Genomic DNA, 21,397 nt, shown 5'->3' with positions numbered 1-21,397 from the left:
GCCCGGCGCGCCGCGACAGCTCATGCGCCTGGGTCCATGCGCCTCGCGTCGGCCCGGGACAGCGCAAGGGCCACCACCCACGGCAGGGTGAAGGCCAACAGCAGCCATTTGAAATCGGAGTCGATGGCGAAGTTGGTGACGGCCATGCCGCCGATCGATACCAGCCCCGAGACGGCCGCGACCATCGTCGCCCCGGGCCGGGCGGACCGGAAAGTCGTCATCGCGACATGGACGGTCAGCAGACCGGTGGCGAGCATATAGCCCCCCAGCACGCCGAAGACGCGCCGGAGCCACGGGGCCAGCCGGGGCAGGATGTCCTGGATCTGCGCCACGGTGGACCCCATGTATCTGGCGTCTTCAGGCAGCAGCGCCGGTCGCAGGAAGACGAACCAGAGTCCCATGCCGATGAGGATCATTCCCCCCAGGGCGAGCGCACCCGTCGCGAGCGTGCGCAACGTCATCCCGGTCACGGAAGCCGTTCGTCCCGGTGATCGGGCGAGGCTTGACGGTCACCCAGCTCGATCAGATCCGTCTGACCAAAGGATCGGCTGTAGTCCAGAAGCGAGACGATGGTGGGGCGCAGGCGAACGACCGCCACACCCTCCAACACCCCAGCCGGCGCGGGAGGCCCCGGTCGGGGAAACTTCTTCAGAACCAGTCCAGCCACGTTCAACAGCTCCCCGGGGTCCGTAACCCGCTGCGCCACCGCCGCGAGCGAGATCGCCTGGATGGGTTTCGACGTCTCATGCTCGGGGGTGACGGTCGCGGACACCCGGGAGTCCCGGGCGATGTTTTCCAGCTTCTGCGAGTGAAAAGTCGTCCCGAAATAGAGGTCGAGGTCGTCGTTCACGAAACTCACGACCGTCGCCTGCGGCCAGCCGTCTTCACGGACCGTCGCCACGGTCAGGGTGTCTGCCCGGCTGAGAATGGCGAGGATCAACTCCCTCTGTTCAAGGTCCAACTCAAATCCTCCAGATTGCAAGGGGCGTCGGACCGCGAAGGCAGAGGGTGTCGGGACACCGCCGCACCGCCCTCAAGAGTTCAACCGGGATGGCGCTCAAGCCAGGATTCGAGTTCCGCGATTTCCCGTGTCTGCGCGTCAATGACCGCCTGAGCCATGCGGCGGGCTTCAGCATCGGTGGCATCACTTCCCAGCAGAGCCTGCGACATCGCGATGGCCCCCCGGTGGTGGGCGATCATCTTGCGGGCCCACGTGCGCTGTGTGTTCACGTCGGTCGCCATCATCATGGCGCGGTGCATGCCCATCTCGGCCTCGGAGAAGACGGTCCGAGGCATGTTCATCCCCGGCGGCATCGCATGATCCTGGCCCATCATGCCGCTGCTCGAGGCTGACTGTGGCATGCTCATGCCGGCCATCGGCCGATCCGGCATCGCCATACCGGAGTCCGACGCGGTGGCGGCGCACCCGGCGACGGCGAGCAAGAAAAGCGTCGACAAGGCAATGGCGGTCCGCCTGACGGGCCGTTCTGTGAAGGTGAACATGGCGGTGGATCCTTTGGATCGAGCCACCAGCCAACCGGACGTGACGACCGGACCGCGGCGACTGCCATTTCAACGAACACCGGCGCCGTTGGTTCAGTTCGCCAGGCGAGGTGCGCCTGAACTGTCAGCCGGCCGGCGCTGGCCGAGCATCCGGGGCAAGCCGAGGCTGAGCACAACGCCCAAACCGGTCACCGCGGCCATGATGAGGAATGACGCGTCGGGCAACCAGGCGACATCGTACAACAACCCTCCCGCCGCCGAACCGACGGCCGCCCCCAGGCTTGCAGCGGCTGTCTGCTTGCCGAGTTGCGCCCCTTGAGCCTCGCCGGCCTTGCTGGAGGTCCAGTAGGTCAGGATCGGCGCCAGAATGCCGGCGCTGGCCGCCACCGCGCCGATCACCGCGAGCATCAGGTTGAAATCGGTGGCGCGCGGCAGCAGAAACAGCCCGATCCCCAGGACAGCCAGCGCCGGCGCGATCAGCCAGCGGGTCGTCGAGGGTTTGACCCAGGGCGAAAACACCAGGGCCTGCACCACGAGCATGACCAGGCTGCACTCCGTGAACATCAGGGCGATCTGGGTGGGGGTCATGCCCAGTTCCTGTTTCCCGCGCAGCGCCAGCCCGACCTCGAATACACCGACTCCGGCGGCGACGATGAACCCGAGGATCAGGAGATTGGGGATCAGCCATCGGCTTGTCGGCGATACGGTGGGATCCGGACTGGCGAGCCGACCCTGGCGCCGGGTTCGCGGCAGGGCGAAGACGGCGGCGCCGGCGATGGCAAACGCCAGAACGGCCGTCGCGGCCAGCGGAAACGTCAACGACGCCATCGGATCGGCGGTCGCGACCATGTCGGCGCCGGCGCGAGCGATGAAGACGCCCAGCATGGGTCCCAGTAGAAATCCCGAAATCCCCGCCAGGCTGACGAAGGTCAGGCGGCGCGCCCGCGCCTCTTCGGTCGCCGCCAGATCTCCGATGGCGGCCAGCGCCACCGGCGTGACGGCTGCGGCGAACAGGCCGCTCAGGACACGCTCCGCGTAGACGGCGACGAGGCTCTCGACGAAGGCGAAGACCAGCATGGTGGCGCCGAAGCCGATCAGGCCGATCAGCAGGACGACACGGCGCCCATACCTGTCGGACAGGCGTCCCCACATGGGCGCAAAGAGAAACAGCGACAGCATGTACAGGCCGGTCAGCAAGCCTGTCGCCCGGGAGATTTGTCCTGCCTCAGCCCCCCCGCCAAGCAGGCGTTCAATCAGGAAGGGCAGCAGGGGCAGGACGACTCCGAAGCCCATCGACACCGTGAAGGCTGACGCCATCAACACGGCCATCGCCGCGAGAGAGAGGTTTGATTGAGCGCGGCGTTTCACGCCGCCGCCTCCCCGCGAGACGGCTTCGCCCCGGCGGCTGCGCTCCCGGCATGCCCTCGATGCGCCTCGGCCGCCGCGGGTTCGACCGGCTCGGGGGTGCCTTCGGCCGGCGCCGGGTGGTCCTGGCAAACATGTTTGGGCAGGGCCCCTCCGGCGCAGTGAAAGCCGCAGGCCTCGATCGCGGCCCTGATATCAGACAGGCTGGTCCTGGCCGCGTCATAGGCGACCGTCGTGGAGCCCGAAACCGGGTTCACCGATACGCGGCCGACACCGTCGATGCGGCGCAGTTGTCGCTCTATCCCGCGCGCTCCAAGGACGGAAAACAGATTGCCGACGTCGAGTGTGCGGGTGGTCATGGCTGCTTTCTGACTGGTGACGGGACGTCCGAAGGACACCCCGCTCGATTATCTTCCCCCTCCCTGACGGCGACGACCCGGATATCGTTACAAACCTGCTCGGACAGCGGCGACTCCGACGTTCAGACCCGGTTCCCGGCGAACAGGTCGTTGTCGATCCCCATGGCCAAATCCGTCGCGGCGATCGACCGGCGGCCCGATGTCTCGCGTCCGTCTAGAGCCCTTATGGCGTCGATGGTCTCCGGCACGACGATCGCCTGATTGTCGACCATATAGGCGTAGAAGAGTTCATCGCCCTGCACCGTGAGCATGTCGGCCCAAAGCGCCACCTCGTAAAGGTCGCCGCGGGATCGGCCCCGATCCGCCATCAGCTCCTTGACGGCGTTGAGGGCGTCCAGACCATACGCGTCCTTCATCAGCAGGATGCGTGACGAGGATCGGAAGGCGTCGAGCACCTCCTCCTTGTCCACCGGTCGGGTCATCTGGACCGACCAGTAGTGGAGGTGGGCGATCGTCTCAGGCACCTTGACCGCCATGGTCACCACATCGAGGTCCGGATCGACGGTTTGGGCGTCGGGACCCTGGTGACTGGGGATTTCGGGCTCGGGAACGAGGGTGTTCATGATGCCGCCCTTGTGGCTTTCCCACGGATCGGTCGCGCGTCGAAGCAGGGTGCCCCGGGCCCGCTGAAGCAGCCCGGCGCGCTTCAAAGCGCTCAGAGTGCGCACCGTCGCGGTGGTGTTGCACGACACGACCCGGGTCGCCTGACGGCCGACCGCCGTCTCGAAACTGGCCTCCGCGACGAAAGAGTGTCCCGTCACGGCGTGCTTCTCTCCCCCCTGAAGGATGAACTTCAGGCTCCGGGCCCGGTAGAGGGGAACGTTGTCCGCCGCCACGTGCTTGGGCGTGCAGTCAATGATGACATCGACCTCGCCCAACAGATCGTCCAGCTGACCGGCCGTTCGGCGTCCTGCGGCCCGGAGTTCGTCAAATGCCTTGGGCGTGGCGGCAAAGAGCGGCACGCCCTTTGTCTGAAGGACCCGGGTGCGCCAGTCCGTCGCGACGTCGGCCACGCCGATCAGGGTCATGTCCTTCTGAGCCTTGACCGCATCGGCGACGCGTTTGCCGATGACGCCATATCCGTTCACGGCGACCCGTATTGGTTTGATCATAAGGAACTCTCGCTTGGGAGACATAGAACAGGCGATGCACGGCCGGCGCGTTGATCCGGATCAAGGTTCGGCGCGCCGATGCATGTCATTCTGGACGGATGGCGGATGAAGCGGAAGCCCTACACGAATGACCGCAAAAGCCGGATCGTGGGCGGATCGCAGCGAATGCTGACTGCGGGCATCTTCGACGTGGATGGGGTCCTGCTCGCATCGCCTCACGAGCGAGCGTGGCGCGACGCGCTCGGCAGCTTCGCTGAACGCGAGCGCTTCACGACGGCGATGTATCAGTCCCAGGTCGCGGGCAAGCCGCGTCTCGACGGCGCCCGTTCCGCCCTTGAGGCCCTGGGCGTGAGCAAGGCTGAACGCCACGCGGCCATTTACGCCGAACGAAAGCAGGCACGGCTTGAAACGCTGATCCAGACCGGCGCGGTCGCAGCCTTCCCGGACGCCCTGCGTTTCGTCGAGGCGGTCGCGGCTCTCGGCTGGCCCATGGCGGCCGCTTCATCGTCCAGGAACGCCACCGACATGATGCGGCCGATCATCCTCAGCACCGGCCAGAGCCTGCTCGACATCTTCCGCGTCAATGTCTCCGGTCGCGATCTGAAGCGCGGCAAGCCGGACCCGGAGCTTTTCCTGATCGCGGCCGCAGAGCTCGGTGTTTCGCCGGCGCAGTGCTTCGTGGCCGAGGACGCGCCTGCGGGCATTCAGGCGGCCCGCGCCGGCGGCATGGCGGCGCTCGGCGTCGCCCGGCTGGGCGACGCGGACCAACTGTGGGCGGCGGGATCGGTCCTGGTCGTCAAAACCCTGGACGACGTCGCGGTGGTCGATCTCGCGCTGGGCCGTCTCAAGGCTCGGACACCGTGAAGGAACCCAGGACCATGAAACAGGCGCTGGAGCCGACGGCGGATGCCGCATGGGTCCTGAACGACGATGGCTGCGATCCGCTCCGCGAGAGCGATCGCGAAACCCGCTTCACGGTCAGCAACGGTTTTCTCGGGGCCCGGGCCTCCCACGCCGTCAATCGATCGTTCCGGCGCCTCGTTTCGCCGAACTCCTATGTCGCCGGGCTGTTCGATACGCCGGACACGGACCGGCCGGTCCCGGAAAGGGCTTTCGCTCCAGACTGGTTGGACGTCCGCATCGGCCTGGCGGGAGGACCGCTTGTCCACCACTTCGGACAAGGGCCCTCACACCCACTGACGCTCGACATGAGGCGCGGCCTGGCGCTCGCCGAATGTCGCCTGGTGGAAGGAACAGCCGTGAGCGTCCGACTGGGTCTCCTGCGCTTCGTCTCGCTGAGCCGGCGGTCGCTCGGCCTGCAGTTGCTGCATCTGGAGGTCGATCAGGGCGCGACTGACATCACACTGGAAGCTTCTTTCGAAGGCGGCGATCACGACCTCATTTCCGAACGCCTCGAGACCGAATTCGGCCTGTGGCGCACTCATCACTCCGGCAAACGTCTCGCCATGGCGGCAGCCGTGGCCTTGCGGATCGACGGTCAGGATCTGCCGCCGACGGCGCTCGCCCCGCTCAAATGGTCGTGGACCTGGCGCGCCCGCCCGGGGCAAGTCGTCTGTCTCGAGCGGATCGTGACGGTGGCGCGAAGCGACGGTCCCGATCAGGATCCTGGCGCGATTGTACGGAAAGAACTTTCGGACGCCCGACGGTCAGGCTGGCGAAGCGTGATGGAGCAACACGAAACGGCATGGGCAAATCGTTGGTCGTGCAGCGACGTCGAGGTTGAAGGCGACGCCGCGGCGCAGAAGGCGATTCGGTTTGCGGTCTACCACCTCAACAGCGCCGCCAACCCGGACGACCCGCGTGTCTCGATCGGCGCTCGGGGCCTGACCGGCGCCGACTATCGCGGGCATGTCTTCTGGGACACCGAAATCTTCCTGCTGCCCTTCTATATCCTGACCTGGCCCGAAGCAGCCCGGTCCTTGCTGATGTACCGCTTCCATACCCTGGACGGCGCGAGAGCGAAGGCGGCCGAGAGGGGCTGGCGGGGAGCATTCTACGCCTGGGAGTCCACCGACACCGGGCTGGAGGCGACACCTGAGCAGGCCGTCGGTCCGGACCGGCAGATCATCGACATCCTCACCGGCGCCCAGGAGCAACACATCAGCGCCGACGTCGCCTATGCCGTCTGGCAATACTGGCAGGCCACGGGCGACGACGAATTCCTGGTCGCGGCCGGCGCGGAAATCCTTCTCGAAACCGGACGCTTCTGGGCCAGTCGGGCCCAGCCCGAGGCGGACGGCTTGCATCACATCCGCGGCGTCATCGGCCCCGACGAGTATCACGAGGCCATCGACGACAACGCCTTCACCAACGTCATGGCGCGCTGGAACATTCGTCGGGCGCTCGAGGTCGCGGCCATGCTGGGCGAGCGGTGGCCCGCAGAATGGACCATTCTCTGCCGGCGCCTCGACCTGGATGAGGCCGACCTCGGGCACTGGACCGGCGTCGCCGAGACGATGGCGACCGGCCTGGATCCGGACACGGGCCTGTTCGAGCAGTTCACGGGCTATTTCGATCTCGAAGACGTGGACCTGTCAGCTTATGCGGGCCGTTCCGTTCCGATGGACGTGGTGCTCGGCCGCGAGCGAACCCAGCGGTCCCAGGTCATCAAACAGGCCGATGTCGTCGCCCTGCTGGCCCTGTTGCCCGAAGAGTTTGCAGGCGAAACCGGAGCGACCAACTTCCGGTACTACGAGCCCCGTTGCGGTCACGGCAGCTCATTGAGCACCGCCATGCACGGGCTCGTCGCCGCCCGTCTGGGCGATGTCGAGATGGCGCTGGACTATTTCCACAGAACCGCGGCGATCGATCTCGCCGACACCAAGGTGGCGATCGGCGGTGGTATTCATATCGCGGCGCAGGGCGGCCTGTGGCTGATGACGGTCTTTGGGTTCGCCGGGCTGTCGCTGCGAAGCGACGGCATCGGCCTCGCCCCCCATTTGCCGGCGAGTTGGCTCAGCCTGGGCTTCGGCCTCCAGTGGCGAGGCCGAAGCCTCGCGGTCAGGATCGACCAGACCAATCAGAAACTCGACGTCTCGCTGGAATCCGGACAGCCGATGATCATCACCATCTATGGACAACCGCACAGTCTCAGCCTCGACCAGGCCCTTGTCACAGACATCAAGCGACCCCGCCAAAGTGATGATCGTTCGCGGTAACCATCGGCCAAGGCGATATGGATCAATGCGAGGACGCGCGGACTGGCCCTCCTGGCGTGGTCCTCACCGCGCCGCCTCCCTGAACGGCTGCCGGCCGGCTAAGGTCTCGAATGGTTCTGGACGTCCTGAAGATAGGCGATCAGATCCGTAATCTGGTCGCCCTCCAGGGTGATTTCCGGCATCTTAGGATGTCCGTTGGTTAGGCCCTCGGCGAAGGCTTCCTGAAGATCCGTCACGGGATAACGGGTTCCGAGATGACGCAGCGGGGGCGCGCCCGCCACCGGGCTTTCGCCGGTCGGCCCGACGGAATGGCACGCCGCGCACCGGCTCTGCACGAGCGCTCGCCCCCGCGCCGCCGAGGCGAGGTCCACAGCCGGTTTGGGATAGTATTTCGCCGCGTCAGCCGTGCCAGCAGCTTCGCGATATTCGGGACCAGCTGTGCATCCCATCAGCATCAACACGGCAGCAATCGCGATCAACCTCAAGACGCTCTCCATACCGCACATTCGACCAGCCTGATCCTCGACGAAGCGCCCGGCATTGATTTCGATCAATGTCATCGTGGCGCACCCGTTGGACCTTCGATGCTTGTCGGGAGCGGAAACTCCGTGAAAAAATGTCGTCCTCGCTGGCGCGCAGACCCCGCCTTCCGTCCAGGACTCACCTGACCCCGAAGACCTGGTGAGGGCCTTGGTAGAGCGAGGCTTCTACGTCTTCCGTCGGCTCAATGCTCAGCACGCCGGCAAGCATGCTCCGCATGCCGGCAAGGGTGAAAAGATCGTCGCCTCCACAACGCAGGACGTTGCATGGGGCAGACGGGCCGAACCGGTTCCGCCATTTGAGCTGGGCACAACATCGGTGGCCGGCCCGGCGCCATCCTCCAACCTGATCGATGGACCGTCCTCATCGCATGACGCTCCGGGGATCAGTGAGGGTAGATCGCCGTCACCTCTCCGGCTCCGTCCCGTACTGTCAGATCGAACTGGATGCGGTCACCGACGGCGGCCTCCCGCAACACAGCCGGCGAAGCCTTGAACGTCATGGTCATCGCGGGCCATCCGATTGAACGGATGGCCTCGTGGTTGATGGTGATCGTCGCCGCCGCCGGGTCCACGGCTGTGATGACGCCCGCGCCGTCTGCGGTCGTGGCGTCGGCGGTCGGCGGCGTCGAGGCGCCACCCGCGCCAACCGTCGGTGATCCGGGCTGGGCCATCGGGATCGCCGGGCTTACGGGTTCCGCCTGCTGACCGCAGGCGGCCAGAACGGCAGTGATACCGGTCAGCAGGATTATACGGCGCTTCATTGTGTGTCTCCTCGAAGGACGGGGGTCGAACGGAACCTGCGACGTCTCAGCAGCAGATAGCCCGCGGGGATAACGAGCATCGACAGCAAAGGCGCCGTGATCATGCCGCCTATAACGGGCGCGGCGATCCGGCTCATGATCTCCGAGCCGGCGCCGTGGCCGATCAGGATCGGGAACAGGCCCGCCAGGATCACGGCCACGGTCATCGCCTTGGGCCGAACCCTGAGCAGAGCGCCTTCCCGGACCGCTTCCTCGACCTGCAGGGCGTCAGGGTGGGGCCCCCGATCCCTGAGCGCGTGCTTGAGGTAAATCAGCATCACCACGCCGAACTCGGCCGACAGGCCGGCCAGGGCGATGAACCCCACCCCGGTCGCGACCGACTGATTGAAGCCGAGCAGGTAGAGCATCCATACGCCCCCGGTCAGGGCGAAGGGCAGCGTGGCCATGATCAGGGCGGCTTCGTCGAATCGGCCGAAGGTCAGGTAGAGCAGCAGGAAGATGATCGCGAGCGTCGCCGGCACAACGATCTTCAGGCGGTTGGCGGCGCGCTCGAGATATTCGAACTGGCCGGAGTAGGCGATGCTCACCCCGGGACCGAGATCGACCTCCGCAGCGACCGCCCGCCGCAGGTCCCCCACCACCGACGCCAGATCCCGGCCTCGCACGTCGATATAGACCCAGGTTGAAGGCCGTCCGTTCTCGGACTTGAGCATCGGCGGCCCATCGGCGATACGGATCTCGGCCACCGCGCCCAGGGTGATCTGCTGGCCCGCCGGGGTCAGGACCGGAAGATTCCGCAGCTGTTCGGGATTGTCGCGCAGTTCGCGGGGATAGCGGACGCTGATCGGATAGCGCGCCACCCCCTCAATGGTTTGACCGATGGTCTCGCCGCCGATGGCGCCGCCGACGATCGACTGGACATCGGCGATGGTGAGCCCGTAGCGGCCGGCGGCGGCGCGATCGATATCGACATCCACATACCGGCCGCCGGTCAGGCGCTCCGCGATCGCCGAGCTCACCCCCGGCACATCCCCCGCGACCTCGGCGACGCGGCCGGCGATGCGGTCGATCACGGCCAGATCGGCCCCGGAGACCTTGACGCCGATGGGGCTCTTGATGCCGGTCGCCAGCATGTCGATGCGGTTGCGGATTGGCGGCACCCAGACGTTGGCCAGGCCCGGAACCTGAACCGCGCGGTCGAGCTCCTCGACCAGCTTCTCCGGCGTCATGCCGGGGCGCCACTGGTCGCGCGGCTTGAACTGGATCGTGGTTTCGAACATCTCCAGCGGCGCTGGATCGGTGGCGGATTCCGCCCTCCCCGCCTTGCCGAACACGGTGGCGACCTCGGGAATGGTGCGGATCATCCGGTCTGTCCTCTGCAGCAGCGCTGACGCCGCCGCCGCCGACAGACCCGGCTGGGCGGACGGCATATAGAGCAGATCGCCCTCGTCCATGGCGGGCATGAACTCGCCACCGATCTGGCTGAGCGGCCAGGCCGTGGTGGCGAACGCGATGACAGCGATCGCCAGGGTCGTCCGCGGTCGCCGCAGCACCCAGTCGAGCGGGCCGCGATAGATGTGCGTCAGCCATCGGTTGACGGGATTGGACTGCTCCGCGGGGATGCGCCCCCTGATGAGATAGCCCATCAGGACCGGCACCAGGGTGACCGAAAGAATGGCCGCCGCCGCCATGGCGTAGCTCTTGGTGAAGGCCAGCGGCGCGAACAGCCGACCCTCCTGGGCCTGCAGGCTGAACACCGGAATGAACGACAGGGTGATGATCACCAGGCTCAGAAACAGGGCCGGACCGACTTCCGCCGCTGCGTCGGTGATCACCTTCCAGCGGATCTCTCCCGCGAGTGGTTCGTCGGGGTGCTCATGCTCCCATCGCTCGATATGCTTGTGGGCGTTCTCGATCATGACTACGGCCGCATCGACCATGGCGCCCACGGCGATGGCGATGCCGCCCAGCGACATGATGTTGGCGTTCACCCCCTGCAGGTTCATGACCAGAAAGGCGGCGAGCACGCCGAGCGGCAAGGTCAGGATGGCCACCAGGGCGGACCGGGCGTGCCACAGGAACAGACCGCAGACGAGGGCGACGACGATGAACTCCTCGATCAGCTTTGTGCTGAGATTGGCGATGGCGCGGTCGATGAGCTGCGAGCGGTCATAGGTCGTCACCACCTCGACCCCGGGAGGCAATCCGGCCTTCAGGGTCTCGAGCCGGTCGGCGACGGCGGCGATGGTGGCCCGGGCGTCGCCGCCCGAGCGCAGGATGACCACTCCCCCGGCCACCTCGCCCTCGCCGTTCAGCTCGGCGATCCCGCGCCGCATCTCGGGACCGACCTGAACCGTGGCGACGTCGCCGAGGGTGACGGGCACGCCGCCCGCCGCCGTGCGGACGGGGACGGCACGGAAGTCATCGAGACTGGTCAGATAGCCGTTGGCTCTGACCATATATTCGGCTTCGGCCAGCTCCAGCACCGACCCGCCGGTCTCCGAGTTGGCGCGCCCGATCGCCTCGACCACGGCCTGGTGGGTGACGCCATAGGCGGCCAGCCGGACGGGGTCGAGCACCACCTGATACTGCCGGACCATGCCGCCGATGCTGGCCACCTCGGCCACGCCTGGAACGGTTTTCAGCTCATATCGGAGGAACCAGTCCTGCAGGCTTCTCAGCTGGGCCAGGTCGTGGCGGCCGGAGCGGTCGACGAGGGCGTATTCATAGACCCAGCCGACGCCGGTGGCGTCCGGACCCAGGGCGGGACGAGCGCTCTCAGGGAGGCGGGCCTGCACCTGGTTCAGGTATTCGAGAACCCGCGACCGCGCCCAGTAGAGGTCGGTCCCCTCGTCGAACAGGACGTAGACGAAACTGTCGCCGAAGAAGGAGTAGCCGCGCACCGTGCGCGCGCCAGGCACCGACAGCATGGTGGTGGCCAGCGGATAGGTGACCTGGTTCTCGACGATCTGCGGCGCCTGCCCGGGATAGCTGGTGCGAATGATGACCTGGACGTCGGACAGATCCGGCAGGGCGTCGACCGGGGTCGTCCGCACCGCCCAGAGGCCCGCCGCCGCCAGGGCGACGGCGGCCATGAGCACAAGAAAGCGAGCGCGAACGGAGGCGCGAATGAGGGCGGCGATCATTGCGCGGCTCCACCGTGGCCGGCGTGCCCGTTCACCGCGGCCGGCGCAGGGGGCGTGGCGGGTGAAGCCGGAGGCACAGCCGGGCGCTCGCCCGAAATCGCCCGGGCCGCCATCCCGGACAGGCTGGCTTCGGAATCGATCAGGAACTGACCGGAGGCCACGAGGCGTTCGCCCTCCGCCAGCCCGGCCACGACCTCGGTCATCCCGCCGGATTCCCGTCCGGTCCGGACCTCGGCCGGCTGGTAGCGCCCCTCGGGCAGGGCCAGCATGACGAGGGTTCTTTCGCCCGTTCGGATCACGGCCTCGGACGGAACCACCAGCACCTCTCCGCCGCCGCCGCCGAAGGTGATCTGCCCGTACATGCCGGGCCGCAGGAGTCCCGCGCGATTGGCCATCTCGATGCGCGCCGTGAGCGTGCGGCTGTCCCCGGAAACCTCGGGCAGCAGCGCCGTCAGACGTCCGCTGAACCGCTCGCCGGGGAAGGCCGAGAGCGCGACCTCGACGGATTGGCCAAGGCGCAGCCGGCCCGCCTGGAGCTCGGGTATGGCGGCATTCAGCCAGACCGTCGACAGTCCGCTGATCTCGGCCAGGGTCATGCCCGGGGTGACGCTCATCCCGGCCCGAACGCCCAGGGTGCGGATGGCGCCGGCGGACGGACTGACGATGGTCACCGTGGTCCTCGGCCGTCCGGTCCGTTCGACCTGGACGATCAACGCCTCGGACATCCCGAGCAACAGGAGCCGCCGCCGGGCCGCCTCGATCAGGGCCGCGTCACCCGTCCGGCGGACGGCCAGATACTCGCCCTGGGCCCCCGCCCACTCCGGGATGAGCAGGTCGACCAGGGGGGCGCCGGCGGCGATCACGTCCCCGGGCGCGCGGCTGTAGACTCGCTGGACGAAACCGGCGGCGCGGGCCTGGACGATGGCCACGTCGCGCTGGTTGTAGTCGATGACAGCGGAGGCGTTGAGATCGCCCTCCAGCGACGCCCGGCGCGCCGTCGCCAGACGCATGCCGAGATTCTGGGTCAGGGAGGGATCGATGCGCACGCCGGGCGCGCCGTCCGCCTCGTCGGCGTATTTCGGGATCAGCTCCATGTTCATCGAGGAGCGGCCCGGACCCGGGTAGCGTTCATTGGGCAGCATCGGATCGTACCAGTAGAGAATCTCGCGCTCCGTGGATGCGGTCTGGCCGGCGGCGGCCCCATTCGCACGCTCCAGCATGGGGCGGCCGATCAGGCCGGCCGCGAGGCCCACGCCGAGGACCAGGACAGCGCCCGCGACGAGCGCGACGCGAGGGTTGGAACCGGTCATTGGTCGTCGCTCCTGTAGGCGAGGGTGATGCGGACGGTGTCGCGAGCAACGGCGGCTTCGCGGTCGAGGGCTTCCAGACGCGCGTCGGCCAGGGCGGTGAAGGCGTTCAGGACATCCGCCAGGCCCGCCCGCCCGGCGGCGTAGCTGGCGGTTTCCAGATCGGCCTGCTGGCGGGCGGCCGGGACGATGACATCGCGCGACCGGACCCACTGGTCGCGGCGTGCGGCGAGATCGGCGAGGTCGGCGTCCAGGGAGGCGCGCAGTTCGCGCGCCGCGGCCTCGCGCTCCAGCCGGACGCCCAGGGCGTCGGCCGAGCGGGCGGCGATCAGCGGCTCCTGGCGCTGATTGGCGAAGAGCGGCAAACGGACGCTGGCGCCCACCGACAGCATGTCTCCGAACATCGGATCGCGGCGACCGTAGCTGACCTCGAAGGCCCAATCGGGCCGTCGCCCCGATCGGGCGAGGGCGACCTCGGCATCGGCGCGGCTTCCAGCCGCCCGCCAGGCCTGCAGGGTCGGAAGGCGCTCAAGACCCGCCCTCAGACCGGTCGGGTCGATCTCGAGGTCGGGAGCCGGCCCGCTCGCCGCCGGGTCCGCGTCGCCCGTCCAGCGCGTCAGTTCGGCGCGCGCCCTCGCCACATCGGCCATGAGCCTGCTGTGCCTGTCCTGCAGGGCGGCCTGCAGCACGACGGGGGCCAGGGCGCCGGCCGGCCGGTCCGTTCCGGCGGCCACGCCCGCGGGGGCGGCCTCCCAGAGCGGCTCCAGCGCCGACAGCACCTCCTCGAGCGTCGCGAGCCGGCGCCCGGCGTAGTGCAGATCGAGCCAGGCCACGCCGGCGGCCACCCGCGCCTCGCGGCGCGCGATCGCGTCGGCGGCGGCGGCCACGTCGATGTCGGCCTCCGCCATGGCGCGTTCCGCCCGTCGCCGGGCGCGGCTGGGGACCTCCTGCATGAGGCCGATGCGGGCCATGGTCATTTCGTCGTCGCCGAACCGCCCGGCCATGGGGCCCGAGACCGGCAGGTTGTCGATTCCGAACCGGAGCTGTGGATCCGGGAGCCGACCCGCGGCCGCCGAGGCCGCCGAGGCCGCCTCCACGCCGAGGGCGCTGGCCCGCAGCTGCGGAGCGGTGGTTGCGGCGAGCGCGAGGGCCTCGTCGAAAGTCATCGGCTCCGCCGCAGCGGGCATGCCAATGGCGGCGAACAAGCCGATGGCGGCCGCGGCAGCGGCCACCGTTCCCCTGGGGGCGATCCTGGCCAACTGGAGTGATTTTCCGCGATCGGGATCGACCGCGGCGCTCGACATGTGACGGCCTGGAGCCGTCCGATAGCCGGAGTTCATGGGAATGTCCTCGAGCCCCGCGTCGATCACCTTGGTGCGACGCGGGATGCTAGTCGTTCGATCACCGCCCACGCGAGCGCGGGCCATGGTCAGCGAAGTCGGGCTATGCCGGAGACTTGGGAGGGTCGCCCAGGGGCGTCGGCCGCTCCCCTGCACGGGTGTCATCGGCGCTCAATGCGACCTGCTGGCGATGCGGCGCCGACGGCCGGGCCGTGACGCCCGCGTCGGACGGAAGAGGAACCGCGACTGCCGCGCAGGCAGCGAGGCCCAGGCAGTGGGGCCCAGAGTCATCGCAGGGCGCCGGACCTTCGGCGCCTGCCTGCATCATCATTTCGGCGCAATCCGGCATGGCGGCCATGGCGTCTGCGGTCACGCCCGGCCGCTGGGGCGCGGCGAACGCCGACGCCTGGCCGATGGAGCCAGCCAGGGCGAGGGCGAACAAAAGCGTGCGAACGATGCGCCACATGCCATCGACGTTCCGCTTCGCTCTCCGGCGTGTCAAGACGGCGAGCGCTCCGCTCAAACCCCGGCTTGACATTCCGAACGAGAGGGATCTGCGGCCGTGCCGCAAGCTCGCCCGGGCGAGCCTCCGGGCGCCGATGAAGTGGGAACGAACCAGGTTCCACTGTCCGCGTCTCATTCGCCTCTCCCTTGCGAGATGTTCATCCCGGACCCTCGGTGGTCACGGCGCCGGACTCGGACCTGCGGCGGCGGCGGGCCGGCCCCGCTGCGTCAGGTTCACGCAGCGCCGACGCCAGCAGCGGCGCCAGGGAGATGGCGTTGCTCGGATGCGGCACGCTGTCAGTGGACACCACCTGATCGGATATCCGGGCCAGTTCCTCGAAGGCGTTATCGGCGAACACAGCATGCACGACCACGCAGACCGGGGGCTTCAGGCCCTGCGCCTGCAGCCGTCGCGCAGCCTCGATCAGGGTCCGACCCGAGGAGGCGATGTCGTCGATCAGCACAGGCCGTCTGCCGGTCCAGGCGCCGAGATCGGGCAGAACGATCTCGACCTCGCGATCGCCCCGGCGGATCTTGCGCAACACGATGTGCGGGGCTCCCACCCTGGCGGCGACGGCCGCGACCCATTGTTCGCTCTCCTCATCCGGACCTATGATCAGGGCATCCGGAACCTCGGCCGCGATCCAGTCCGCCAGCACGGGCGCCGCATGCAGCGTCGCGGTCGGAATGGCGTACAGCGCCGCCAGATCCGGATAGCGGTGCAGATGGGGATCCACCGTGATCAACCGGTCGAACGCCCCGGACAGCAGACGCGCGAACGGGCGCGAGGTGACCGCCTCTCCGGGCTTGAACCGCCGGTCCTGGCGCATATAGGCGAGGTAGGGCGCGACCAGGCTCACCTGCGCGGCGCCGAGATCCCGCGCGGCGTCGGCCGCGAACAGCAGGCTCAGAAAGCCGGGGTCCGGGCGGGCCAGGCTGCAGACCAGATCGACCGTCCGACCCGCCATATCCGAGAGGTGACGGACGTAGCTCTCCCCGTCCGGAAAGCGCCGGGTTTCGAGACGGCCCAATTCGAACCCGCCGGCCGTGGCGAGCCGTTCGGCGAAGGCCTCATTTCCAGGCAGCGGCACGATCAGTCGCACGAGAACCTCCGATGGACCGGCGGACGGCCGGCAGGCTCTCCGACAGACGCAGGCGCGCGTGAAATCTTACTGCGGCGCCGGACTGATCGCGAAAGCGGGTGTCGGCGAGCGCGGAAGGATGCGGCTCCGGCGGTCGGAACCGCATGTCCGACGACGCTCAGGTCGGCCCCCCCGGCGATGGTGAGGCCGGCGTGACCGCCGTCACCACGTTCCGGGCCGCGCCCGCGGCATAGGCTTCGATGTTGCCAAGGGTGGTCTCGATGATCCTGTCGACCGCCTCCTGGGTATTGTAGGCGATGTGGGGCGTGACCAGGACATTGGGCAGCCGAACCAGGGCGTGATCCGCCAGCAAGGCGCGCAGCCGGGCGGGGTCGACCTGGGCGTCCTGCCGGAAGATCTCCGCCTCATCGCCAAACGCCTGCTCCTCGGCGATGACGTCGAGGCCGGCGCCCGCGAGCCGGCCCGACGAGAGCGCGCGAAGAAGGGCGGCGGGATCGACGGCTCCGCCGCGCGCCGTGTTGATGAGCAGGGCGCCGGTCTTCATGAGTGCAAACTCCGGATCCGACAGGCGCAGGCCGGAGCCGCCCGGGGCGTGCAGCGAAATCACGTCCGAGGCGGCGAGAAGCACCGGCAATGAAACAGCGTGGAAGTCGGGATCTTTTCGCGCTGCGGCGTCCGGAGACGGGTCGGAAGCGAGCGTCCGCATGCCGAAGCCGCGCGCGATCTGGAGCACGCGGCGACCGATCCGGCCGGCGCCGATCACGCCGAGGGTCTTTCCCGTAAGCTCCACCCCGCGGAGGTCCCGCGCCCGGACATCGCCCCGGCGCACCCGCTCCGTCGCCTCCGGAATATGTCGGCACAAGGCCAGCAGCAGGGCGAAGACGTGCTCGGCGACGGTATGATCGCCGTAGTCCGGCACATTGCAAACGGTGATTGCGGCCTCTCGGCAATAGGCGAGATCGACATGGTCGTATCCGGTCGATCGGGTGGCGATCAGCCGCAGCCGGGGCATGCGGGCCAGAACGGCGGCGCCGAGGTTCGAATGGACGAAGGGACTGATCACCTCCGCATCGGCGAAGCGGGCGACGTTGTCCGGGCGGAGTGGTTCCGGAGTGCAGGCCAGGGCATGGGGCCCGGCGAGGCGGGCGCAGGCGGCCGCCTCCCACTGCTCGGTTTCGAAAATCACGATCTTCATTTCGGGCCCTCCCTGTCCTACCAGCGGCGCCTGAAGACCAGCCAGGCGCTCAGAAACATAGCGCCGCTGATGGCCCCCAAGGCCAGCGCCTGCCGCCACAGTTCGGCCAGTCCCGCCCCCTTCAGGAACAGCCCCGATACAATCTCGACATAGTGGCGTTGGGGACTGGCCAGCGAGGCGGTTTGGAGCCACGGCGGCATGCTCTCGATGGGGGCGATGCTCCCGGACAGGAAGAGAAGCGGAAACAGGCCGAAGAAGCCCACGAGCATCGCCTGCTGCAGCGTCTGGGTGATGGCGCCCACAAAGGTGCCGAGCGAGACGGCGCTCAGCAGGTAGACGACCGTGAGAATAAGCAGGATGAACACGTCGCCCCGCATCGGCACGCCCATCAGCGTCATGATGACCAGGGCGGGAAACACCGCGCCGGTGCAGATCACCAGGGTCGGCGTGATCTTGGCGATGAACAATTCGTGGGCGCGGATCGGAGTAACCCGAAGTTGCTCGATGGTGCCTTCCTGCTTTTCCCGAACGATCGCGGCCGCCGGCAGGACCACGCCGAGCATCAGACCGGCCTGGGCCAGCATCGACAGGGCCATGAACCGGGTGTTGGTCAGGTCCGGATTGTACCAGACCCGCACTTCCGGCCGGACGGCGGCCCGCCGATCCCCGGCCGGACGCCGGCTCTCCACGAAGCGGGCGCTCTGTTCGATCACATAGGCGCGCGCGCGCGCCGCGACATTGCCGTTGGATCCGTCGACCACGACTCCGAACGACGCCGGGCGTCCGGCGGCCAGCCGGGCGCCCATGCGCGGCGGTATTTCGACGACCACGTCGAGCGCGCCGCGCCGCAGCCGGTCTTCCGCCTCGCGCAGGCTGGTGAACTGATCGGCGAGCACGAAATTGTCGCCCGTGGTCAATTCCTCGATCAGGGCGCGGCTGACGGCGGAGCGGTCGTGATCGACCACGGCCAGCTTGAGATGCTGGACGTCGAAACCCAGGGCCATGGTGCACATGACCAGTTCGGCCGTGTAGAGAAAGATCACCACGAACAGCATCACCGGGTCGCGCAGAAACTGGGCGAATTCCTTGGTGATCAATCCCGCGAGACGGCCGGACAGCATCAGGCGATCCTCTTGCGGAACCGCCAGGCGGCGAGCGCGAACACCGTCGCGGTATAGGCCGCCAACACGAGGACGTTGGGCCAGAGGTCCCCGAGCCCCGCGCCCCGCAGCACGACCCCGCGTGAGAACTCGAGAAAATACCGCGTGGGCAGGGCTGAGGCGTAGGCCTGAAACGCCGGCGGCATGGTGAAAAGCGGATAGACGAAGCCGGAAAACAGGAAGGCCGGCATCAGGGTCACGATCAGGGCCGTCAACATGGCGGCCAGCTGGGTGCGCACGAGGGTGGAGACGAGCAGTCCGATGGAAACCGTGCAAAGAACGTAGAGAAGCCCCACGGCGAGGAGCAGCCCCACGCTTCCCCGTACGGGCACCTCGAACCAGACTACCCCGCCAAAGACGACGAGGAGAAGTTCCGCATAGGCGATCACGGCGTAGGGCAGCAGTTTGCCGGCGATGAACTCGCTCCCGGTCAGGGGCGAGGCGTAGATCTGGGCGATGGTGCCCAGCTCCTTTTCGCGCGCCACGGCCAGCGCCGTGAGCAACGGCGGAAAGGCCATGAGGATCACCGCGAACAGGCCCGGTACGATGAAGTTGCGGCTGCGCAGTTGCGGATTGTACCAGACGCGCACCTCGGGCCTGAGAGGAAGGCGCACCTCCTCCGGATAGGCGTGGAGGATGGCCCGGCCATAGGCCGACAGGATCGCCGCCGTGCTGGCGTAGGTGCCGTCGACCACGAACTGCACGGGCGCGTCCTCGCCGCGTCCAAGGCGGCCGGAGAAGCCCGGCGGGATGAACAGGGCCGCCCGGGCCGTCCCGCGCATCAGGGCGTGTTCGGCCGACCGTTCGTCCTCCGGCGCCGCCTGGAGGATGAAATATCCCGAGTTGAGAAACCGGGCCTGCAGCTCCCGGCTGGCGGCGGTCCGGTCATGGTCCACCACGATCAGCGGCGCCCGGTCGACATCCAGCGATATGCCGTAGACGAACAGGAACAGCATCATCAGGGGCATGAGCAGCGCCACCCCCATGGTGAAGCGGTCGCGCGAGATCTCCAGCACCTCCTTGCGGGCGAAGGCCAGAACGCGCCGCGCCTTCACGCCGCCCTCCCCTGCCCGGTGCGTTCTCGCTCGATGAAGCCGAGAAAGACCGCCTCGACATCGGGCGTCACGAGTCGAAGCTCGTCGGTCAGCCTCGTCAGCGGGCCCAGGGCGATGAGCCGGCCGTCCATCATCAGCCCCAGACGATCGCAGAACGCGGCCTCCTCCATGTAGTGGGTGGTGACGACGATCCCCACGCCGTCGGCGGCCAGGGCCGCGATCAGGCGCCAGAACCGGAATCTGGACAGGGGGTCGACCCCGGAGGTCGGCTCGTCGAGGAAGAGCACCCTGGGCCGGTGGACGATGGCGCAGGCCAGCGCCAGCCGCTGGCGCGTGGCCCCGGACAGGTCCCGCACCGCGCCCTCCCCCGCGTCCTCGAGACTGGCGCGCGCACTGGCCCAGGCGATTCGGCCGTGCAGTTCGGATCGGGGCACGCCATAGGCGCGCGCGAAGAATGTCAGGTTCTCGCGCGCGCTCAGGTCGGGGTAGAGGGAAAACCGCTGGGACATGTAGCCGATGCGCGCGCGCACCGCCTCGCTCTGGCGCGCCACGTCGAACCCCGCCACCTCGGCGGTCCCCTCCCCGGGCGAGAGCAGCCCGCACAGGATGCGGATCAGGGTGGTCTTGCCGGCGCCGTTGGGGCCGAGCAGGCCGAGGATCTCCCCCTCGGCGACCGTGATCGTCACATCGTCCACAGCCTTGAAATCCCCGAACCGAACGCTGACGCCGCGCGAGACGATCACGTCATTCCGGATGCGCGGCGGCGGCGGCTGCGGGGGCGCGGCGGAGGCCGCGCCAGGCGGCGCGGGCGGGGGCGCCGAGGCGAAGGTGAACACGTCCTCCATGGTGGGAACGGCGGCCTCCGCCACGGCCGCCTCGATCGGCGCCAGCCTCGACCCGTCCCGGACCTGCGCTCGCACTTCCCGGCCCGCGCGGCGCTGGAAGCTGATCACGCCGACGTCGGTCTCGAGCGCCGCCTCGATCCGGTCCAGGGCCGGACCGGTGATCCTGTAGACCTGCCCGGCCACGTCGCGTCGCAACTCCTGCGGGGCTCCAAGCGCGAGGGGCTTTCCATCCCGCAGAAGCAGGACGCGGTCGCAGGCGTCGGCCTCGTCCATGTAGGAGGTCGCGAACACGATCGTCCGGCCCTCGGTTCGCGCCCGGTCGAGGATTCGCCACAGCTCCCGTCTCGACAGCGGGTCCACGCCCAGGCTGGGCTCGTCGAGGATGAGCAGCGGGGGCTCGTGCATGAGGTTGGCGCACAGGGCCAGCTTCTTGCGCATGCCCCCCGACAGTTGTCCCTCGCGGCGGTGCTGAAAGCGGTCCAGCCCGGCCATGCGGAGCAGCTCGGCGCCGCGCACGGCCCGGTCCGGTCCGGTGACGTCGCGGATGTCCGCCGCGAAGGCCAGGTTTTCGGCGACGGTGAGGCGATCGTACAGGGAGAAGCCCTGCGACATGTAGCCGACGCGCGCCTGCACCCCGGCCGGATCGCGCCGGACGTCGCGCCCCAGAACCTGGCATGTCCCCGCGCTCGGGCGCAGGATGGCGGCCAGCATCTGCAGCAGGGTGGATTTGCCCGCTCCGTCGGGGCCGACCACGCCGAACACCTGCCCGGCGTGGACGTCGAGATCGATGTTCTCCAGCACGCTACGGGCGCCGTATCGGCGCCCCAGTCCGCGGGCCTCGACGACAGCCTCGGCCATCCC

18 protein-coding genes are annotated in these 21,397 nt (G+C 68.3%); 2 read left to right on the top strand and 16 right to left on the bottom strand.

The window, feature by feature from the left end; all coding sequences use genetic code 11:
• Positions 1-20 precede the first annotated feature (20 nt).
• The 6 genes from Q8Q71_RS07685 to Q8Q71_RS07660 form a co-directional block, all read right to left on the bottom strand.
• The gene (locus Q8Q71_RS07685; RefSeq protein ID WP_230307566.1) at positions 21-470 is read right to left on the bottom strand and encodes a hypothetical protein; all 450 of its coding nucleotides are present in this window, start codon (positions 468-470) and stop codon (positions 21-23) included.
• On the bottom strand, positions 467-961 hold the full coding sequence (locus Q8Q71_RS07680) for a pyridoxamine 5'-phosphate oxidase family protein (protein ID WP_305758996.1): 495 nt from the start codon (positions 959-961) through the stop codon (positions 467-469). Before Q8Q71_RS07680 ends, Q8Q71_RS07685 begins: the two co-directional genes overlap by 4 nt.
• Positions 962-1,041: 80 nt before the next feature.
• Positions 1,042-1,503 (bottom strand): DUF305 domain-containing protein, encoded by a 462-nt coding sequence (locus Q8Q71_RS07675; RefSeq protein ID WP_230307565.1) that lies wholly within the window; start codon positions 1,501-1,503, stop codon positions 1,042-1,044.
• Between the two features lie 93 nt (positions 1,504-1,596).
• Positions 1,597-2,820, bottom strand: coding sequence for an MFS transporter (locus Q8Q71_RS07670; RefSeq protein WP_221205260.1), 1,224 nt, complete (start codon positions 2,818-2,820; stop codon positions 1,597-1,599).
• Between the two features lie 47 nt (positions 2,821-2,867).
• Positions 2,868-3,227 carry a heavy-metal-associated domain-containing protein gene (locus tag Q8Q71_RS07665; protein WP_154725711.1) on the bottom strand — a complete coding sequence of 120 codons (360 nt, stop codon included), beginning with the start codon at positions 3,225-3,227 and terminating at the stop codon, positions 2,868-2,870.
• A 122-nt stretch (positions 3,228-3,349) separates the two neighbouring features.
• Entirely contained in the window at positions 3,350-4,399 is a 1,050-nt protein-coding gene (locus Q8Q71_RS07660; protein ID WP_154725710.1) for a type II glyceraldehyde-3-phosphate dehydrogenase, read from the bottom strand.
• 78 nt (positions 4,400-4,477) lie between these two features.
• Between Q8Q71_RS07660 and Q8Q71_RS07655 the strand changes: the two genes are divergently transcribed.
• A complete protein-coding gene (locus Q8Q71_RS07655; protein ID WP_305758995.1) occupies positions 4,478-5,263 on the top strand; it encodes an HAD family phosphatase in 786 nt (261 codons plus the stop codon).
• Between the two features lie 14 nt (positions 5,264-5,277).
• Positions 5,278-7,578 carry a glycoside hydrolase family 65 protein gene (locus Q8Q71_RS07650; RefSeq protein WP_305758994.1) on the top strand — a complete coding sequence of 767 codons (2,301 nt, stop codon included), beginning with the start codon at positions 5,278-5,280 and terminating at the stop codon, positions 7,576-7,578.
• Between the two features lie 98 nt (positions 7,579-7,676).
• Here Q8Q71_RS07650 and Q8Q71_RS07645 read toward each other — a convergent pair whose 3' ends face one another.
• The 10 genes from Q8Q71_RS07645 to Q8Q71_RS07600 form a co-directional block, all read right to left on the bottom strand.
• Complete coding sequence (locus Q8Q71_RS07645) at positions 7,677-8,138, bottom strand: cytochrome c (RefSeq protein ID WP_292128226.1); 462 nt, start codon at positions 8,136-8,138, stop codon at positions 7,677-7,679.
• A 365-nt stretch (positions 8,139-8,503) separates the two neighbouring features.
• The gene (locus tag Q8Q71_RS07640; protein ID WP_305758993.1) at positions 8,504-8,881 is read right to left on the bottom strand and encodes a copper-binding protein; all 378 of its coding nucleotides are present in this window, start codon (positions 8,879-8,881) and stop codon (positions 8,504-8,506) included.
• Positions 8,878-12,027 (bottom strand): efflux RND transporter permease subunit, encoded by a 3,150-nt coding sequence (locus tag Q8Q71_RS07635; RefSeq protein ID WP_305758992.1) that lies wholly within the window; start codon positions 12,025-12,027, stop codon positions 8,878-8,880. Before Q8Q71_RS07635 ends, Q8Q71_RS07640 begins: the two co-directional genes overlap by 4 nt.
• Positions 12,024-13,337 (bottom strand): efflux RND transporter periplasmic adaptor subunit, encoded by a 1,314-nt coding sequence (locus Q8Q71_RS07630; protein WP_305758991.1) that lies wholly within the window; start codon positions 13,335-13,337, stop codon positions 12,024-12,026. The genes Q8Q71_RS07635 and Q8Q71_RS07630 overlap by 4 nt, the downstream gene beginning before the upstream one ends.
• Positions 13,334-14,566, bottom strand: a complete 1,233-nt coding sequence (locus tag Q8Q71_RS07625) for a TolC family protein (protein ID WP_305758990.1) — start codon at positions 14,564-14,566, stop codon at positions 13,334-13,336. The genes Q8Q71_RS07630 and Q8Q71_RS07625 overlap by 4 nt, the downstream gene beginning before the upstream one ends.
• 770 nt (positions 14,567-15,336) lie before the next feature.
• Positions 15,337-16,281: a ribose-phosphate pyrophosphokinase gene (locus Q8Q71_RS07620; protein WP_154725704.1), complete on the bottom strand. Its 945-nt coding sequence runs from the start codon at positions 16,279-16,281 to the stop codon at positions 15,337-15,339.
• 157 nt (positions 16,282-16,438) lie between these two features.
• Complete coding sequence (locus tag Q8Q71_RS07615) at positions 16,439-17,476, bottom strand: NAD(P)-dependent oxidoreductase (protein ID WP_154725703.1); 1,038 nt, start codon at positions 17,474-17,476, stop codon at positions 16,439-16,441.
• Between the two features lie 17 nt (positions 17,477-17,493).
• Complete coding sequence (locus tag Q8Q71_RS07610; protein ID WP_154725702.1) at positions 17,494-18,597, bottom strand: ABC transporter permease; 1,104 nt, start codon at positions 18,595-18,597, stop codon at positions 17,494-17,496.
• Complete coding sequence (locus Q8Q71_RS07605) at positions 18,597-19,691, bottom strand: ABC transporter permease (protein ID WP_154725701.1); 1,095 nt, start codon at positions 19,689-19,691, stop codon at positions 18,597-18,599. Before Q8Q71_RS07605 ends, Q8Q71_RS07610 begins: the two co-directional genes overlap by 1 nt.
• On the bottom strand, positions 19,688-21,394 hold the full coding sequence (locus Q8Q71_RS07600) for an ATP-binding cassette domain-containing protein (RefSeq protein ID WP_305758989.1): 1,707 nt from the start codon (positions 21,392-21,394) through the stop codon (positions 19,688-19,690). Before Q8Q71_RS07600 ends, Q8Q71_RS07605 begins: the two co-directional genes overlap by 4 nt.
• Between the last annotated feature and the right edge of the window lie 3 nt (positions 21,395-21,397).

The organism is Brevundimonas sp. (assembly GCF_030704825.1).
Lineage (GTDB): Bacteria > Pseudomonadota > Alphaproteobacteria > Caulobacterales > Caulobacteraceae > Brevundimonas.
Note: the sequence above shows the minus strand (reverse complement) of the source record. Positions and strands in the feature narration are given on the sequence as shown.

What these genes read in the sequence shown, in the direction of transcription:
- Q8Q71_RS07675 (WP_230307565.1), bottom strand. Translation starts at nt 1,503, where the DNA reads ATGTTCACCTTCACAGAACGGCCCGTCAGGCGGACCGCCATTGCCTTG.
- Q8Q71_RS07670 (WP_221205260.1), bottom strand. Translation starts at nt 2,820, where the DNA reads ATGGCGTCAGCCTTCACGGTGTCGATGGGCTTCGGAGTCGTCCTGCCC.
- Q8Q71_RS07665 (WP_154725711.1), bottom strand. Translation starts at nt 3,227, where the DNA reads ATGACCACCCGCACACTCGACGTCGGCAATCTGTTTTCCGTCCTTGGA.
- Q8Q71_RS07660 (WP_154725710.1), bottom strand. Translation starts at nt 4,399, where the DNA reads ATGATCAAACCAATACGGGTCGCCGTGAACGGATATGGCGTCATCGGC.
- Q8Q71_RS07655 (WP_305758995.1), top strand. Translation starts at nt 4,478, where the DNA reads ATGCATGTCATTCTGGACGGATGGCGGATGAAGCGGAAGCCCTACACG.
- Q8Q71_RS07650 (WP_305758994.1), top strand. Translation starts at nt 5,278, where the DNA reads ATGAAACAGGCGCTGGAGCCGACGGCGGATGCCGCATGGGTCCTGAAC.
- Q8Q71_RS07645 (WP_292128226.1), bottom strand. Translation starts at nt 8,138, where the DNA reads ATGACATTGATCGAAATCAATGCCGGGCGCTTCGTCGAGGATCAGGCT.
- Q8Q71_RS07640 (WP_305758993.1), bottom strand. Translation starts at nt 8,881, where the DNA reads ATGAAGCGCCGTATAATCCTGCTGACCGGTATCACTGCCGTTCTGGCC.
- Q8Q71_RS07635 (WP_305758992.1), bottom strand. Translation starts at nt 12,027, where the DNA reads ATGATCGCCGCCCTCATTCGCGCCTCCGTTCGCGCTCGCTTTCTTGTG.
- Q8Q71_RS07630 (WP_305758991.1), bottom strand. Translation starts at nt 13,337, where the DNA reads ATGACCGGTTCCAACCCTCGCGTCGCGCTCGTCGCGGGCGCTGTCCTG.
- Q8Q71_RS07615 (WP_154725703.1), bottom strand. Translation starts at nt 17,476, where the DNA reads ATGAAGATCGTGATTTTCGAAACCGAGCAGTGGGAGGCGGCCGCCTGC.
- Q8Q71_RS07610 (WP_154725702.1), bottom strand. Translation starts at nt 18,597, where the DNA reads ATGCTGTCCGGCCGTCTCGCGGGATTGATCACCAAGGAATTCGCCCAG.
- Q8Q71_RS07600 (WP_305758989.1), bottom strand. Translation starts at nt 21,394, where the DNA reads ATGGCCGAGGCTGTCGTCGAGGCCCGCGGACTGGGGCGCCGATACGGC.